Source organism: Lutibaculum baratangense AMV1 (assembly GCF_000496075.1).
Lineage (GTDB): Bacteria > Pseudomonadota > Alphaproteobacteria > Rhizobiales > Tepidamorphaceae > Lutibaculum > Lutibaculum baratangense.
Window position 1 is genome coordinate 101574 of record NZ_AWXZ01000029.1, and the last position, 15561, is coordinate 117134.

Sequence of the window (15561 nt, forward strand, 5' to 3'; positions counted from 1 at the left end):
GCGCATCAATTTGTGGCGGCGCGTTGAATGAAGGCTGAACCCGGCCGCTTCAAGGCATATGAACGCGCTCACCGGCTCGTCTAGCCGTGGGCGGTCGCGCGCGCCTCATGCAGGCCGTCCACTGGCATGAAGGGAGCGGGTCTTCCTCTCGCTCCTGCGAGAAACCCGCGGATGCGTGCGAGTTGCCGACGCAGGCGCCGCCGCCGCCCCGCCAGAAGGTAGAGCGGGAGCTTCGCCACGAGGCCAAAAAAGGTCCGCCAGGGCCGGCCGACCCCGTGCCGTCGCATGACGTAGGCCAACGACCAGCCGAAAGACACGTCCTTCACGAGGCCTGTGGCATCGTCCCCGCTCGACGAGCGGTCGCGAAGATGCTGCACCGTCGCGGACGGCACGTAGATGATCGGTCGGCGCGCTGCGCGGTAGCGGAAGCAGAGCTCGTCCTCCTCGAAATAGAGGAAGATCGCTGGATCGAAGCCCCCGAATTCCCGGAATGCGCGCACCCGTACCAGCATGGCCGCGCCGGAGATAATGGGCACGCATGCCTCGCCCTCGGGAGGACGCCGATGCCGCTGGCGCTTCTCCAGGCTCGACTCCACGCGGTAGAAGCCGGTCCCGTCCTCACCGATCAGCGCCGGCACGAACAGATCGCACTCCGGGTAGCGCGTGGCGGCGTCCGCGAGCGCGCCGAGGCTTGCGGCATCGATCGCGGCGTCGGGGTTCAGCACGAGGGCGAAATCCGTATCGACCTGCGCCAGACCGGACATGATCGCGCGGCCATAGCCGATGTTGGCCGGAAGGCGCAGCACGCGCGCGCCGAGCGAAGCGGCGAGATCGGCGGAGCCGTCGGAACTCGCATTGTCCACCACGAGCACCGGCATCTCGCAGCATTGCCGCGCCTGCCACGGCAGAATCGCCGCGGAGTTGTAGGAGACGACGAGACGTGTGATCGAGACGTCGATCATTGTGGGGTCGCGACCACGATGAACTGCTTGGCGAGCAGCGTGTCCGCCCTCCCGCCGGTCGCCCTGGAGATCCAGGCCCGCATCTCGGACGCCCGGTAGCGGGTGGCATTGTCGCAGGCCACGAGCTTCAGGCCACCGCAGCAGGCAAGCTCCGCCGCCGTCTCGCGGACGAAGAAGCGCAGATGCGTCCGATCGAGAAGCCCGGAGTCGCGGTAGCGGAAGTCTCCTTTCGTCAGGAGCCGCCAGATGAACTTCCAGTTGCGAATGTTCGGGACCGAGACGACGAGGCGACCTCCGGGCGCGAGCAGGGGCGTAAGCCGGTGCACGGTGGACCAGGGGTCGACGAGATGCTCGAGCACGTCGAGACAGAGGACGAGGTCCAGACTTCCCGGCCCGAGGACCTCTTCCAGCGGAGCGGAGGCGACATCGCCCTCGTAGAGGTAGTCCAGATGTCCCCGCGCGGCGGCTGCCGCGGCCGGGTCGATCTCTATTCCGCCGGCCCAAGCGACGTCGCGGTGGACACGGATGGCCTCGACGGTCGCGCCCGAGCCGCAGCCGACATCGAGCACGTTGTCGCAGCGCTGCGGGAGGTAGGGCAACACCTCCAGCCGGGCACGCGTGAAGTATCCGCCGGGTTCACCGTCCATCATCGAATGCCTGCGATCGATCCTGTTGCCGGGCAGCCGCACGGTACGCGTGCTGCGGGTGCCGCAGGATACGCGGCAGGCGACGCCCCGCAAGCGCCTCAGCGGCCGAGCAGCCCCGCGTAGATCTCGCTGTCTCCGACGCGCCCGACGATACTGCCCTCCTCCGCGACGAAGACCGGATAGCCGCTGACCGTTCTCGCCATCATGAGGTCGCGCACCGATGTCCCGCGGTCGGCGATCGCGATGCAGCCCTCCACGGGCTCGTTCGTCCGAAGCTCGACAGTCGGCAGCTCGCTCGCGTTCTGGCGGAACCTTCCCTCGTCCGTCAGCACGAGGTTTCGCACCTGGTCCACGTAGTAGCCGCCGCTCACCGGGGCGAACGATTCCACCGGCAGCATGATGTCCTGTGCCCTGAGAACCGACAGCGGGTTCATGTGCGCCACGAAGTCGGCGACGTACTCGTTGGCCGGCTCGAGCACGATGTCGTGCGGCGTTCCGAACTGGACGATCCGGCCGCCCTCCATGATCGCGATCTTGTTGCCGATCTTCAGCGCCTCGTCGAGGTCGTGACTGACGAAGATGATCGTTCGCTTCAGGCGCTCCTGGACCTCGAGCAGCTCGTTCTGAAGCCGTGAGCGGATCAGCGGGTCGAGCGCCGAGAACGGCTCGTCCATCAGGAGGATCGGCGCGTCGGTCGCGAAGGCGCGGGCGAGGCCCACGCGCTGCTGCATGCCGCCCGACAGTTCGTGCACGTACTTGTCGCCCCAGCCCTCGAGACCGACGAGGGCGAGCTGCTCCTCGACCTTCCTCTGCCGCTCCGCCGACTTCACGCCGGAGAGCTGCAGCCCGAAGCCGACATTGTCCGCGACGGTGCGCCAAGGCAGAAGCGCGAACTGCTGGAACACCATCGTCACCAGGTGCCGCCTGAGGTCGCGGAGATCGGCCCTGGAGCAAGAGTGCGGATTGATCGCCTTCTTCGGCCCGCGCACCACGACTTCTCCGCGTGCGACGTCGTTCAGGCCGTTCACCGCGCGGATCAAGGTCGACTTGCCGGAGCCGGACAGGCCCATCAGCACGACGATCTCGCCCTCCTCGACGTCCAGCGTCGCATCCGCGACCCCGAGGATCTGACCCGTCTCCTCCTGGATTTCGCCGCGGGTCTTGTTCTGGTCGATCAGCGGCAGCGCCGAGCCCGGGTCGTCGCCGAAGACGATCGAGACGTTCGTGAAGCGAACGATCGGCTCGCTCTTCTCGTTCATCTGCCTTTCCCCGGCTCGTTCACACGGAAGAAGCGGTCGAGCACGATCGCGACGAGCACGATGGCCATGCCGACTTCGAAGCCGCGCGCGATATTGACCGTGTTGAGCGCCCGCAGCGTCGGCACGCCGAGGCCGTCGGCGCCGACGAGGGCGGCGATCACCACCATGGACAGCGACAGCATGATCGTCTGCGTCAGCCCCGCCATGATGCTCGGCAGCGCGTAAGGCAGCTCGACCTGCCACAGGAGTTGCCGCTTCGTCGCGCCGAAGGCGAGGCCGGCCTCGATGAGCTGCTTCGGCGTCGAGGAGATGCCGAGCTGCGTCAGGCGGATCGGCGCGGGTATGGCGAATATGACGGTGGCGATCAGGCCCGGCACCATGCCGAGGCCGAAGAGGATGAGCGCGGGGATGAGGTAGACGAAGGTCGGGATCGTCTGCATCAGGTCCAGGATCGGGCGGAGCGCCTCCTGGAGCCACTTCCGGTGCGCCGCCGCGATCCCGAGGGGCACGCCCAGGACCATGCAGACGAAGGTCGCCGACAGCACGAGCGACAGGGTCTGCGTCGTCTCCCGCCAGTAGCCCTGATTGATGATGAAGAGCAGGCTCAAGACCACGAAGACCGCGAAGACCGCCGATCGCCGGACGAGATAGGCGAGCGCTCCGGCGATCGCGACGATGATCAAGGGATGCGGCGACTGCAGGACCCACAGGATGCCGCCGATCATCCGATCGAGCACGAAGGAGATGAAGTCGAACACCCCTTGCGCGTTGATCGTGACCCAGTCGACGCCGTCGGCGACCCACGCACCGACGGGAATCTTGTGGTCTGTCAGCCAGTTCACCGGAGAGGCTCCTCACGAAGGACAAGCGGCGCGCGGTTGAACCACGCGCCGCCGGAAGGACGTCGCGCCCGCGTCAGAGGCCGAGCGCCTGCTTCGCCGCCGGAAGCCCCTCTTCGCCCGCTGCGGTCGTCACGCCGTCGAGCCAGCCGTCGAGCGCGTCGGGGTTGTCCTTGAGCCACGCGGTCGCCGCGGCCTGGGCTTCCTGGTTGTCGTCCAGGATCTTGCCCATGATCTCGTTCTCCATCTCGAGAGAGAAGGAGAGATTCCTCAGGAACTGCCCGACATTCGGGCAGGCCTCGAGGTAGCCCTGGCGCACGTTGGTATAGACCGTCGCGCCGCCGTAGTCCGGCCCGAACACGTCGTCGCCGCCTTCGAGATAGGCGATGTCGAAGTTCGAGTTCATCGGGTGCGGCTCCCAGGCGAGGAACACGATCGGCTCCTCGCGCTGCACCGCGCGCCGCACCTGGGCGAGCATGCCCTGCTCCGAGGATTCCACGAGATCGAAGTCGCCGAGGCCGTACTGGTCGCCCTCGATCATGTCGAGGATCAGGCGGTTCCCGTCGTTGCCGGGCTCGATGCCGTAGATCTTGCCGCCGAGCTCGTCCCTGAACTCGTCGATGCTCTGGAAGCTCGTGAGCCCATTGTCAAACGCGTATTGCGGCGTCGCGAGCGTGTATTTGGCGCCTTCGAGGTTCGGCTCGTCGAGCACCTCGACGGTGCCCTTCTCACGGTAGGGCGCGAGATCGGCCTCCATGGTCGGCATCCAGTTGCCGAGGAAGACGTCGATGTCCCCGCTGGCAAGGGAGGTGTACGTGACGGGCACGGAGAGAACCTTCACCTCCGTGTCGTAGCCCAAGGCTTCCAGCACCGTCGTCGCGACCCCCGTCGTGGCGGTGATGTCGGTCCAGCCGACGTCGGAGAACGTCACGGTTCGGCACGCCTCGGGCTCCTGCGCAAACGCCGGCCCGGTGATGGCGGCCAGTGCCGTCAGTCCGAAAAGCCCCTTCAGAGCAAGGTTCATGTGGGTTCCTCCGCTAGCGATGGCACATGACGACACGCTCGGGCGCCGCCGTCGTCGGGATGGCGGCATTTGAGCACTTTACGGCCGGCCTTGGCAAGGTTTATTGATTGACCAGTCAATCAATCAAAGTGCTCTGGAGGCCGACGTGCCGAAGGTGGGCGTGCAGCCAATACGCAGGCGGGCACTGATCGGGGCGGCGATCGAGGCGATTCATGATGCGGGGTTCTGCGAGGTGACGATGGGCCAGATCGCCCGCCGCGCCGGCGTTTCGCCCGCCCTCGCCCACCACTATTTCGGCTCCAAGGAGCAGCTGCTCGCGGAGACGATGCGCCACCTCCTGAGCGAGCTCGGCCTGGAGGTCTCGAAGCGCCTCGCGGCCGCGCCGGGCCCTCGCGCGCGGGTTTCGGCGATCATCGCCGGCAATTTCGATCCCGTGCAGTTCACCCCCACCGTCATCTCCGCCTGGCTCGCCTTCTACCTCCAGGCGCAGACGAGCGAGAGGGCGAACCGCCTCCTGCGCATCTACGCCCTGCGCCTGAAGTCGAACCTGCAGCACGAGCTCGCCCAACTCACGGACCGGACGGCCGGCGCCCGCATCGCCGACGGCACCGCCGCGCTGATCGACGGGCTGTGGATCCGCCACGCCCTGCGCGCCGAGCCCCCCGACCCCGCCGCCGCGATCGCGCTCGTGGAGGACTATGTCGACACGCAACTGAAGGTGAATGCGCCATGAGCGAGCCGCTCGAGGCCGATTTCGTCATCGTCGGAGCGGGTTCGGCCGGCTGCGCGCTCGCCCACCGGCTGAGCGAGGACGGCCGCCACTCCGTGCTCGTCATCGAGGGCGGCGGCACCGACTGGGGCCCGTTCATCCACATGCCGGCCGCCCTCTCCTATCCCATGAACATGAATCGCTACGACTGGGGTTTTCGCACCGCACCCGAACCGCATCTCGGCGGCCGCCGGCTCGCCGTGCCGCGCGGAAAAGTGCTCGGAGGATCGTCTTCCATCAACGGAATGGTCTATGTGCGCGGCCACGCCTGCGATTTCGACGGGTGGGAGGCGGATGGCGCGAAGGGCTGGGGCTTCGCCGATATCCTGCCCTACTACCTGAAGCTCGAGACGAGCCACGGCGGCGAGGCGGGATGGCGCGGCAGCGACGGTCCGCTCCACGTCACGCGGGGCCCGCGCAGGAACCCGCTCTACCACGCCTTCGTCGAGGCCGGGAAGGAAGCGGGCTACGGCGAGACCGCCGACTATAACGGCCACCGCCAGGAGGGCTTCGGCCCGATGGAGATGACGGTCTGGGGCGGGCGGCGCTGGTCGGCCGCCAACGCCTATCTGCGCAGGGCGTGGAAGCGCAAGAACGTCCGGGTCATGGCGAACAGCTTCGTGCGGCGTGTCGTGATCGAGAACGGCCGCGCGACCGGCGTCGAGATCGGCGCGAGGGGCGTGGAGCGGACGGTCAGGGCCCGGCGCGAGGTCATCCTGTCGGCATCCTCCATCAACTCGCCGAAGCTCCTGATGCTGTCGGGCATCGGCGGCGCCGACGCGCTTCGGAAGCTCGGCATCGAGGTGAAGGCCGACCGTCCGGGCGTCGGCCGCAACCTTCAGGATCACCTCGAGATCTACCTACAGGCGGAGTCGCTGAAGCCGGTGACCCTCTATCGCTACAACAACCTGCTCGGCAAGGCGCTCGTCGGTGCCCAGTGGCTCTTCACGAAGACGGGCCTCGGAGCCTCGAACCAGTTCGAATCCGCCGCCTTCATCCGCTCGAAGGCCGGCGTCAGTTACCCCGATATCCAGTACCACTTCCTGCCGCTCGCGGTGCGCTACGACGGCACGAGCGCGGTCAAGGCGCACGGGTTCCAGGTGCATGTCGGGCCGATGCGCTCGAAGTCGCGCGGCCACGTGGCGCTCACCTCGCCCGAACCGGAGGCCGCTCCCGAGATCCTCTTCAACTACATGTCGCATGCGGAGGACTGGGAGGATTTCCGCGCCTGCATCCGACTGACGCGGGAGATCCTGCGGCAACCGGCGATGAAGGACTATCTCGGCCGGGAGATCATGCCGGGGCCGGACGCGACCGACGACGAGGCGCTCGACGAGTTCGTGCGCGAGGAGGTGGAGAGCGCCTACCACCCTTGCGGCACGTGCCGCATGGGTGCGGCCGAGGATCCGCTCGCCGTCGTCGATCCCGAGTGCCGGGTGATCGGCGTCGAGGGCCTCCGCGTCGTCGATTCCTCGATCTTCCCGCGCATCACGAACGGCAACCTGAACGCGCCCTCGATCATGGTCGGGGAGAAGGCGGCCGACCACATCCTCGGCAAGCCTCCGCTGCCGCGCGACACGCGGCGGGTGTGGATCCACCCGGAGTGGCAGACGAAGCAGAGATAGATGCCCCGCGCTCCGCGAACGGAGCGCGGGAGCCTGTTCCGTGCGATCAGGCGGCCTTCTTCAGGAGGCCGCGATTGACCACCGTCTCCGCGATCTGGACGGTGTTCAGCGCGGCGCCCTTGCGGAGATTGTCGGAGACGATCCACATCGCCAGCCCGTTCTCCACGGTCATGTCCTCGCGGATGCGGCTGATATAGGTCGCATACTCGCCGACGCACTCCACGGGCGTCACGTAGCCGCCGTCCTCGCGCTTGTCGATCACCAGGATGCCGGGCGAGGACCGCAGGATGTTGCGAGCCTCATCGGCCGTGATGGGGTTCTCGAACTCGATGTTCACCGCCTCAGAGTGGCCGACGAAGACCGGCACGCGCACGCAGGTGGCGGTCAGCTTGATCTTCGGGTCGAGGATCTTCTTCGTCTCGACCATCATCTTCCACTCCTCCTTCGTCGAGCCGTCCTCCATGAAGACGTCGATGTGGGGAATGACGTTGAAGGCGATCTGCTTCGTGAACTTCTCCGGGCTCGGCTGGTCGGTCACGAAGATGCCGCGGGTCTGCGTCCACAGCTCGTCCATCGCCTCCTTGCCCGCCCCTGAGACGGACTGGTAGGTCGACACGACGACGCGCCTGATGCCCGCGTGGTCGTGCAGCGGCTTCAGGGCCACGACGAGCTGCGCGGTCGAGCAGTTCGGGTTCGCGATGATGTTCTTCTTCGAGAAGCCGTCGACCGCGTCGGCGTTCACCTCCGGCACGATCAGCGGCACGTCCGGGTCGGTGCGGAAATAGGAGGAGTTGTCGATGACGAGGCAGCCGGTCGCGGCGATCTTCGGCGCCCACTCCTTGGCGACGCTGCCGCCCGCCGACATCAGCGCGAAGTCGCACTTCGAGAAGTCGAACTGCTCGATGTCGATGCACCGCAGCGTCTTGTCGCCGAAGGAGACCTCCCGCCCGTGCGAACGCCGCGAGGCTATGGCGAAGACCTCGTCGGCCGGAAACTCCCGCTCGTCGAGAATGTTCAGCATCTCGCGGCCCACATTGCCCGTGGCACCGACGACGGCGACCTTGTAGCCCATGTCGAAAACTCCTGGAAACGACCTGTCCCGTCTCTCCCCGGGGCAGTGAAAGCGGCCCTTCGAGGGCCGGCCCTCTCGCCCCGCCGGGGAGAGGGAACCGGGGACGAGGAAGAGCGTCAGGCGCCGGCCGTGCCGGTGCCCGTGATGGTCTTCGTCGTTTTCGTCGTGACCACGGCGGTCATCCTGAAAATCCTCGTCCGTCGCGCCGCGTGGGCGCGCTGCTATTCCGGAACACGATAAATGTCCGGCTGTCAACAGAATCCCCAAAGCCCGAACCGGAGACCTTCCGCAACGTTAGCAACAACGCGCGAGCACCTGTGACGGGGCGCGCCGCGCTTCCTCAACTCCAGCCGGGGAGGCACCCGATGCGCTGGACGTCCTCGACCTTTTCGACCTCGGAAGCCAATGCAGCGCGCGCTGCGCTTCTCGCCACCTCGATCGCCGCCGCAATCCTGGCGCCGCAGCCGGCTGCGGCGCACAGCTGGTACCCCTGGTCGTGTTGCTCGGACCGCGACTGCAAGCCGGTGGAGGCCACCGCCGTCCGATTCACGGAAGCGGGCTGGCTCATCGAGCGGACCGGCGAGACGATACCGTTCGAGAAGGCGCGCGTGAGCCCCGACGGGCGCTACCATATCTGCAGCGCGGGCGGAAATCCCGACGGCCGGACGATCTGCCTGTTCACCCCCGGCACGGGGAGTTGAAGCCGGCCCGGAGGCCCTAGCAGGCTACCGGTCCTCCGGGGTGCGCGCCGGGATCGCCTTCAGATAGGCTGCGATCGCCCGCCTGTCGTCGTCGGCGAGGCGGGACTGGTTGCGCACCACTTCGGCCATCGAGCCGCCGAGGGAATCGAACTCCGGCGTCAGCCCCGTCTCCAGCGCGTAGGCGATGTCGCCCTCGCTCCAGTCCGCGAGACCCTGAGGGTGCGGCGTGATATTCGGGACCATGCCCTCGCCCTCGGGGTTCGGCGCCCCGGCGAGCCAGATCGAGGGGAGCATGCCGCCGGCGCCGTCGCGCGCGGTGTGGCACTCGCCGCAGTGGCCCATCGCCTCGACGAGGTACTGGCCGTGGCGCACGGCGGGGTCGTCCGGCAGGTCTTCCACCACCGGATCCTCGGAGAGGTACCGCAACTTCCACAGGCCGAGGCCGCGGCGGATGTTGTAGGGAAAGGACAGGACGTTGCCGGCGACATCGTTGTCCGACGGCTCCAGCGTGTCGAGGAAGGCCTTGAGGTCCATCACGTCCTCGACCCTCATCTTGTGGTACGAGGCGTAGGGGAACGCCGGGTAGTAGTGGTGGCCGTCCGGCGCGGTGCCGTACTTCACCGCGCTCACGAACTGCGCCATCGACCAACCGCCGATGCCGTGCTCGGGATCGGGCGAGATGTTCGGCGCGCGGAACACCCCGTAAGGCGTCTCGAGCTCCACGCCGCCGGCGAGCAGCGTGCGCTGGTCGCTGCCGGGGGCGATGTGGCAGGAGGCGCAGCCGCTCGCCCAGAAGACGAACTCTCCGTTCGCGGGATCCGGCTGGTGACCCGGCAGGTCCTCGGCGGCGACGCTGACGGGACGGCTGAGCCAGAAGAGGGCGGCCGCCGCGATGACGACGGCGACCGCGGCGAGGGCGAGAAGCGCGCGGGCGATGCGCAATGTCGGGTGCTCCGAATCAGTCCTTCTTGACGCGGTAGTCCTCGTGGCACGCGCCGCACATCCTCGTCATCTCCGCGAAGGCGGGGCGGAACGTCTTGAGATCCTGCGGCACGTCGGCCATGTATTTCGCGGCAACCTGCTGCAGGTTGTCGGCCGCCTTCTCGAAGCCTTCGCGATCGCTCCAGATCGTCGGCCTCGCCTCGGTGTCGCCGCCGGTTTCGCTGCCTTCGGGGAAATATTGCGGGAACTGCTCGATCTTCGCGTGGATCGTCGTGAAGACCTCCTCGGCCGTGGCCGCGTCGAAAGGCTCTTCGGCCTTGGCCATCTTGGCGCCGGCGCCCGTCGCCTTGCCGACGTCCTTCATGATCTGCTGCCGTGTCTCGATCGGATCGTCCTGCGCGACGGCCGCGACCGCCGCGAAGGCGAGAAAGGCCGCAGATGCGGCGACAAGTGCCTTTTTCACGGGATCTCCTCCTCCGTAAACGGCCCGGTAGCGGGCCAAAGCGGCACGACCGTCGCCGGTGGCCGCAGCAGGATCAAGTCAAAGCAGCGTGACGCGGCGCGGCTGCGTGGACAAGTGCGGTCGCATTGACGCTCGCCGCAGGAGAGCATTTAAAGTCCCGATCGGACAAGGAGACGGGAATGGCGAACGCGTCGCGGAGCCTCTGCTGGGTGGACGGCGAATGGCTTCAGGGCAACCCGCCGATCCTCGGGCCCCTGACCCACGGCCTGTGGCTCGGCAGCTGCGTGTTCGACGGGGCACGCGCCTTCGAGGGTGTGATGCCGGATCTCGACCTGCACTGCCAGCGGGTGAACGCCTCGGCGGAAGCGCTGGGCCTCAGGCCGACGAAGCGCTGGCAGGAGATCGTCGAGCTCGTCCGGGAGGGCGTCGCACGCTTCTCCGGCGACACGGCGCTCTACATAAAGCCGCTCTACTGGGCGGAGGAAGGTGGCTACGTCTCGGTGCCGCCACTGCCCGAATCGACCCGCTTCGCCCTTGCGATCTACGAGGCGCCGATGCTCGAGCCCACCGGCTTCTCGATCACCGCCACGAGCTTCCGGCGGCCGACGATCGAGCAGGCGCCGGTGAACGCGAAGGCGGCCTGCCTCTACCCGAACTCCGGCCGGGCCGTGATGGAGGCTCATGCCAAGGGCTTCGAGAACGGGGTCGTGTTCGACGCGATGGGCAACGTGGCCGAGCTCGCCACGGCGAACCTGATGCTCGTGAAGGACGGCGCGGTGCACACGCCCTACCCGAACGGCACCTTCCTGAACGGCATCACCCGGCAGCGGGTGATCAAGCTCCTGCGCGGGGCGGGCATCGAGGTTCACGAGCGCATCGTGACCTACCGCGACCTCCTCGAGGCGGACGAGCTCTTCTCGACCGGCAACTATTCCAAGGTGACGCCGATCAACCGGATCGACGACCGCCACCTGCAGCCCGGGCCGGTCGCCGCGAAGGCGCGCGAGCTCTACTGGGCGTTCGCCCACGGGCAGCTCTGAAGAGGATCTTGCGATGAATCTCGCGCACTTGGCAGCTGAGCGGGCGGCGGAGGGCAGGCCGGTCCGCGCAGGATTGATCGGCGCGGGCAAGTTCGGCTCGATGTTCCTGTCGCAGGTGCCGACGACGCCCGGCCTCGAGGTGGCGGCCATCGCCGACCTCGACCCCGACCGCGCGCGGCAGGCCTGCCGCGGCGTCGGCTGGGACGAGAGCCTCGTCGCGCGCACCCGCTTCCTCGACGACGGCACCACCCTGTGCGGCGAAGACCTCGACGTGGTGATCGAGGCGACGGGGCATCCGGCCGCCGGCGTCGTCCATGCGCTCGCCGCCATCGAGGCGGGACGGCACGTGGTGATGGTGAACGTGGAGGCCGACGTCCTCTGCGGTGCGGCGCTCGCCGAGAGGGCCCGCCGTGCCGGCGTCGTCTACTCCATGGCCTATGGCGACCAGCCGGCGCTCGTGTCCGAAATGGTCGACTGGGCGCGGGCGGCAGGCTTCGGCGTGCAGGCGGCGGGAAAGGGCACGAAGTACCTGCCTGCCTATCACGAGGTGACGCCCGACGAGGTGTGGTCGCACTACGGGATGACGCCGGATTCGGCGCGGGCGGCCGGCATGAACAGCCAGATGTTCAACTCCTTCCTCGACGGCACGAAGTCGGCGATCGAGGCTGCGGCGATCGCCAATGCCTGCGGGCTCGAGCCGCCGGAGGACGGGCTGGCCTTCCCGCCCTGCGGCGTCGACGACCTGGCGCACGTGCTGCGGCCGGAGGACGTGGGCGGGCAGGCGCGCGGTCGGGGCGTCGTGGAGGTGGTCTCCTCGCTGGAGCGCGACGGACGCCCCGTCTTCCGCGACCTGCGCTGGGGCGTCTACGTCGTCCTGGAGGCCCCGAACGAATATTCCGCCGCCTGCTTCAGGCAATACGGCCTGCCGACCGACCCGACCCGCCGTTATGCGGCGATGTACAAGCCCTTCCATCTGATCGGCATGGAGCTCGGCATCTCGGTCCTGTCCGCCGCGCTGAGGCACGAGCCGACGGGGCAGACGCGGCGCTTCTCGGCGGATGCGGTGGCGGTGGCCAAGCGCGATCTCGTGCCCGGCGACCGGCTCGACGGCGAGGGCGGCCGCACGGTGTGGGGCAAGTGCATCCCCGCCAGGCGCTCGGTGGAAGCCGGTGCGCTGCCGATCGGCCTCGCCCACGGCGTGGCGCTCGTGCGGCCGGTGGCGCGGGGAGAAATCCTGACCCGGGCAGACGTCGAGGCGATCCCTGACGGACCGGCGACCCGGATGCGGGACGAGGCGGCGGGCCTCCTCGGCTGATCGGCCATCCCCCCAACCGCCGCAACCGAGGCGGGCACTTCCACGTGGCCTCCGGTAGGGCCGGCGCATGATCGACGCTGGGCAGAGGCGCAGGCTGCCGCGGCCGGAGAAGCCCCGGCGTGCGGGGCACCAGCTCTCACGGGGCCTTGTCGAGGCGACATGTCCCGGTCGTAACGGGGAGAGAGCCATGCTGACATCGCGCTGGACGCGCTGGTCGATCGTCCCGGGCGTCACCCTGGGCGGCTTCTTCGACGGGATCCTGCTCCACCAGATCCTGCAGTGGCACCATCTTCTGAGCCTCGTCCCCGGGACGGAGGACCTGAGGGCCCAGGTTCTGTGGGACGGCTACTTCCATGCCCTGATGTATGTCGTCGCGGCCGCCGGGCTCTGGGGCCTCTGGCGCGCCCACAGGCGCCTGGAAGGCGGATCGGGGCCTCACCTCCTCGGCGGCCTCCTGATCGGCTTCGGCCTCTGGCACATGCTCGACGGGGTACTGTCGCACTGGCTGCTCGGCATCCACCGCATCAAGCTCGACAGCCCGAACCCTCTGATGTGGGACCTGGCCTGGTTCTTCGCCTTCGGCATGCTGCCGGCGGTCGCGGGCCTCTATCTCCTCCGGCGCGACGGCGGCTCCGGAGAGGGACTGCCGCGGGCGGGCCTCGCCCTCCTGCTGGTCGGCGCCGTGACGGTGGGATCCGGGGCCTGGGCGCTTCAGCCGCCGCCCGGCCAGTCTTTCACCACGGTCGTCTTCTCGCACGGCGTCGGGCCGGCCGAGGTGATGGCCGCGATCGCGGATGCCGACGGCCGGCTCGTCTGGTCGGACCCGGCGATGGGCGTGGTGGTCGTGGACGTCGGGCCGGATCAGCGCTGGAGCTTCTACCGCGCCGGCGCCCTGCTCGTCGAGGGCTCGGGCCTGACGGCAGGCTGTTTCGACTGGGTGAGGGCCTAGGCGAGGCGCGCCTGCATCCGGCGATCGGCGGATCTACCAGAAGCGGCCGGAGGCGTCGTGCGCTTCATGGGGCCGCAGATGATGGCGCTTGCGGCGCTCGGCCGGGTGCCGGAGATGCGGCACCGCTTCGGCACCTATTTCCGGCCACGCGTCGGACCGTCGGAAGACCCGCAGCTCGTGCGCGACGACGAGAAGGCGCACGGGGTCATCGACGCGATGGGCCGGAGCGCCGGCGTCCTGATGCGCGGCAACGGCGCGGTGACGGCGGGCGCAAGCCTTCAGGAGGCGGTGGTGCTCGCCTGGTATCTCGAGGACATGTGCCGGGTCGAGTCGCTCGCCCTGTCGACCGGCCTTTCCGAAAGGATCCGCCCCGTATCGCTCGAGCTCGGCGGCAAGAACCCGGCGATCGTCTTCGACGACGCCGACATGGAGAAGACGATCGACGGGTTCGGCCGCTCCTGCTTCGCGAACGCCGGGGGGTGAAGGAGATCGAGGCGGGCATCACCTGGGTGAACTGCTGGTTCCTGCGCGACCTGCGCACGCCCTTCTGCGGCTCGAAGGCCTCGGGCGTCACTCGGCCGTCGACATATCCGGGCTGCAGCCTTTGCTGCAGGCGGCGGCCTGTCTGCCGTAGAGCCACGCGGTCGTGCGGCCGGCGTGGAACGACAAGGTGCTGATCAAGCGCATGCTCGACGTCGGCGCGCAGACCGTGCTCGTGCCATTCGTGCAGAGCGCGGAGGAGGCCGCGGCGGCCGTCGCCGCGACGCGCTTTCCGCCCGAGGGGATCCGCGGCGTCGCGGGCGCCACGCGGGCGAGCCGGTTCGGCCTGACGTCCGACTATTTCGAGGTGGCGAACCGCGAGATCTGCGTCCTCGTCCAGCTCGAGACCACGGACGCGCTCGACAGGCTCGAGGCGATCGCGGCGGTCGAGGGGGTCGACGGCGTGTTCATCGGCCCCTCCGACCTCGCGGCCTCGATGGGGCATCTGGGCAAGGCCGGTGCGGAGCCGGTGCAGGAGGCCCTGAGGCGGTCGGCGGAGCGGATCGCCGCGACGGGCAAGGCCGCCGGCATCCTCGCGACGACGGCCGAGGACGCGGTGCGCTATCGCGGCTGGGGCTACCAGTTCGTCGCAGGCGCCGTGGACCTGGGCCTCCTCCTGCGCGGAGCCCGGTCGGTCCTCTCGGCGATGCGGCAGGGTTGATCGGCCGCCCTGCCATCGCCGCTCTCAGGCGCCCTTAGCCTCCAGCCACGCGCGGATGATCTCCCTGTGCCGCTCCGGCCCGTAGCTCGGGAAGTGCCCGCCGTGGACGACCGACACCGGCACGTCGTAGAGCCGCTTCATCGACGAGACGTAGTCGGCGGCGTTCGCATGGTAGGTGTCCTCGATGAGCGGGCCGTCATAGACGATGTCCCCGGAGAACAGGATCCCCGTGGCCTTCTCGTAGAGCGCGATCCCGCCCGGTGAATGGCCCGGTGTGTGGATGACCTCGAAATGGCGGTCGCCGAGGTCGATCACGTCGCCGTCGCGGAGAATGCGCGTCGCCGGCGCCGCTTTCACTGCATAGCTCGCCGAGACGTAGGGCTCCGGCGGCAGCGCGGTGAAGATCTCGTCCGTCACGTAGGGGTCGGCGAGCGTGTTGCCCCGCGTCGGGTGCGCCAGCAGATCGGCCTCCGCCTCGTGCACGCAGCGCTCGTCGAACTCGTGGTGGCAGCCGATATGGTCGAAATGGGTGTGGCTCGCCACCGCCGTCAGCGGCCGCTCGGTCACCAGCGGCACGTGCTGCCTCAGGCTGACGACGCCCATGCCGCTGTCGACGAGCATGTCGCGGTCGCGGCCCCGGACGTGCCAGATGTTGCAGCGATAGAACTCCAGGATGTGCGGCTCGCCGATATAGGTGACATCGTCGGCCACCCGCCGCGTCTCGTACCACTTCTCCGCCGGCACGCGGTCCAT

The 15561-nt window shown here is 68.5% G+C and carries 17 protein-coding genes; 8 read left to right on the top strand and 9 right to left on the bottom strand.

Annotated features, from left to right (window positions below):
• Positions 1–80: 80 nt before the first annotated feature.
• The 5 genes from N177_RS10480 to N177_RS10500 all read right to left on the bottom strand — a co-directional run bounded on the left by N177_RS10480 (position 81) and on the right by N177_RS10500 (position 4731).
• A complete protein-coding gene (locus N177_RS10480; protein WP_023432289.1) occupies positions 81–962 on the bottom strand; it encodes a glycosyltransferase in 882 nt (293 codons plus the stop codon).
• The gene (locus N177_RS10485) at positions 959–1609 is read right to left on the bottom strand and encodes a class I SAM-dependent methyltransferase (RefSeq protein ID WP_160170927.1); all 651 of its coding nucleotides are present in this window, start codon (positions 1607–1609) and stop codon (positions 959–961) included. Before N177_RS10485 ends, N177_RS10480 begins: the two co-directional genes overlap by 4 nt.
• A 98-nt stretch (positions 1610–1707) precedes the next feature.
• Positions 1708–2868 (bottom strand): choline ABC transporter ATP-binding protein, encoded by a 1161-nt coding sequence (choV, locus tag N177_RS10490; protein WP_023432291.1) that lies wholly within the window; start codon positions 2866–2868, stop codon positions 1708–1710.
• Positions 2865–3710: a choline ABC transporter permease subunit gene (gene choW, locus N177_RS10495; RefSeq protein WP_023432292.1), complete on the bottom strand. Its 846-nt coding sequence runs from the start codon at positions 3708–3710 to the stop codon at positions 2865–2867. Before choW ends, choV begins: the two co-directional genes overlap by 4 nt.
• Positions 3711–3783: 73 nt before the next feature.
• Positions 3784–4731 carry a choline ABC transporter substrate-binding protein gene (locus N177_RS10500; RefSeq protein ID WP_023432293.1) on the bottom strand — a complete coding sequence of 316 codons (948 nt, stop codon included), beginning with the start codon at positions 4729–4731 and terminating at the stop codon, positions 3784–3786.
• Positions 4732–4876: 145 nt separating this feature from the next.
• On the opposite strand from N177_RS10500, the gene betI reads away from it, so the two are divergent.
• Both betI and betA read left to right on the top strand, forming a co-directional pair.
• On the top strand, positions 4877–5464 hold the full coding sequence (betI, locus tag N177_RS10505) for a transcriptional regulator BetI (RefSeq protein ID WP_023432294.1): 588 nt from the start codon (positions 4877–4879) through the stop codon (positions 5462–5464).
• The gene (betA, locus tag N177_RS10510) at positions 5461–7125 is read left to right on the top strand and encodes a choline dehydrogenase (protein WP_023432295.1); all 1665 of its coding nucleotides are present in this window, start codon (positions 5461–5463) and stop codon (positions 7123–7125) included. The genes betI and betA overlap by 4 nt, the downstream gene beginning before the upstream one ends.
• 46 nt (positions 7126–7171) lie before the next feature.
• Here betA and N177_RS10515 read toward each other — a convergent pair whose 3' ends face one another.
• Positions 7172–8197 carry an aspartate-semialdehyde dehydrogenase gene (locus N177_RS10515; protein ID WP_040485560.1) on the bottom strand — a complete coding sequence of 342 codons (1026 nt, stop codon included), beginning with the start codon at positions 8195–8197 and terminating at the stop codon, positions 7172–7174.
• A gap of 365 nt (positions 8198–8562) precedes the next feature.
• Between N177_RS10515 and N177_RS10520 the strand changes: the two genes are divergently transcribed.
• Positions 8563–8898: a hypothetical protein gene (locus N177_RS10520; RefSeq protein ID WP_023432297.1), complete on the top strand. Its 336-nt coding sequence runs from the start codon at positions 8563–8565 to the stop codon at positions 8896–8898.
• A 24-nt stretch (positions 8899–8922) separates the two neighbouring features.
• On the opposite strand, the gene N177_RS10525 is transcribed toward N177_RS10520, so the two are convergent.
• Positions 8923–9840: a c-type cytochrome gene (locus N177_RS10525; protein WP_023432298.1), complete on the bottom strand. Its 918-nt coding sequence runs from the start codon at positions 9838–9840 to the stop codon at positions 8923–8925.
• Between the two features lie 16 nt (positions 9841–9856).
• Entirely contained in the window at positions 9857–10303 is a 447-nt protein-coding gene (locus N177_RS10530) for a c-type cytochrome (protein ID WP_023432299.1), read from the bottom strand.
• Between the two features lie 179 nt (positions 10304–10482).
• Between N177_RS10530 and N177_RS10535 the strand changes: the two genes are divergently transcribed.
• The 5 genes from N177_RS10535 (at position 10483) to N177_RS10555 (ending at position 14808) form a co-directional block, all read left to right on the top strand.
• The gene (locus N177_RS10535; protein ID WP_023432300.1) at positions 10483–11343 is read left to right on the top strand and encodes a branched-chain amino acid aminotransferase; all 861 of its coding nucleotides are present in this window, start codon (positions 10483–10485) and stop codon (positions 11341–11343) included.
• Positions 11344–11356: 13 nt separating this feature from the next.
• The gene (locus tag N177_RS10540; protein ID WP_023432301.1) at positions 11357–12658 is read left to right on the top strand and encodes an NAD(P)H-dependent oxidoreductase; all 1302 of its coding nucleotides are present in this window, start codon (positions 11357–11359) and stop codon (positions 12656–12658) included.
• A 187-nt stretch (positions 12659–12845) separates the two neighbouring features.
• Complete coding sequence (locus N177_RS10545; protein WP_023432302.1) at positions 12846–13607, top strand: DUF2243 domain-containing protein; 762 nt, start codon at positions 12846–12848, stop codon at positions 13605–13607.
• Between the two features lie 66 nt (positions 13608–13673).
• Positions 13674–14090, top strand: coding sequence for an aldehyde dehydrogenase family protein (locus N177_RS22245; RefSeq protein ID WP_280113384.1), 417 nt, complete (start codon positions 13674–13676; stop codon positions 14088–14090).
• A 163-nt stretch (positions 14091–14253) separates the two neighbouring features.
• Entirely contained in the window at positions 14254–14808 is a 555-nt protein-coding gene (locus tag N177_RS10555; RefSeq protein WP_023432304.1) for an HpcH/HpaI aldolase family protein, read from the top strand.
• Positions 14809–14832: 24 nt separating this feature from the next.
• Here N177_RS10555 and N177_RS10560 read toward each other — a convergent pair whose 3' ends face one another.
• Positions 14833–15561 (bottom strand): MBL fold metallo-hydrolase, encoded by a 729-nt coding sequence (locus N177_RS10560; RefSeq protein ID WP_023432305.1) that lies wholly within the window; start codon positions 15559–15561, stop codon positions 14833–14835.

Coding starts and splice junctions, on each gene's coding strand:
- betA (WP_023432295.1), top strand. CDS start 5,461: ATGAGCGAGCCGCTCGAGGCCGATTTCGTCATCGTCGGAGCGGGTTCG.
- N177_RS10545 (WP_023432302.1), top strand. CDS start 12,846: ATGCTGACATCGCGCTGGACGCGCTGGTCGATCGTCCCGGGCGTCACC.
- N177_RS10540 (WP_023432301.1), top strand. CDS start 11,357: ATGAATCTCGCGCACTTGGCAGCTGAGCGGGCGGCGGAGGGCAGGCCG.
- N177_RS10480 (WP_023432289.1), bottom strand. CDS start 962: ATGATCGACGTCTCGATCACACGTCTCGTCGTCTCCTACAACTCCGCG.
- N177_RS10520 (WP_023432297.1), top strand. CDS start 8,563: ATGCGCTGGACGTCCTCGACCTTTTCGACCTCGGAAGCCAATGCAGCG.
- N177_RS10485 (WP_160170927.1), bottom strand. CDS start 1,609: ATGGACGGTGAACCCGGCGGATACTTCACGCGTGCCCGGCTGGAGGTG.
- choV (WP_023432291.1), bottom strand. CDS start 2,868: ATGAACGAGAAGAGCGAGCCGATCGTTCGCTTCACGAACGTCTCGATC.
- N177_RS10500 (WP_023432293.1), bottom strand. CDS start 4,731: ATGAACCTTGCTCTGAAGGGGCTTTTCGGACTGACGGCACTGGCCGCC.
- N177_RS22245 (WP_280113384.1), top strand. CDS start 13,674: ATGGGGCCGCAGATGATGGCGCTTGCGGCGCTCGGCCGGGTGCCGGAG.
- N177_RS10515 (WP_040485560.1), bottom strand. CDS start 8,197: ATGGGCTACAAGGTCGCCGTCGTCGGTGCCACGGGCAATGTGGGCCGC.
- N177_RS10535 (WP_023432300.1), top strand. CDS start 10,483: ATGGCGAACGCGTCGCGGAGCCTCTGCTGGGTGGACGGCGAATGGCTT.
- N177_RS10560 (WP_023432305.1), bottom strand. CDS start 15,561: ATGGACCGCGTGCCGGCGGAGAAGTGGTACGAGACGCGGCGGGTGGCC.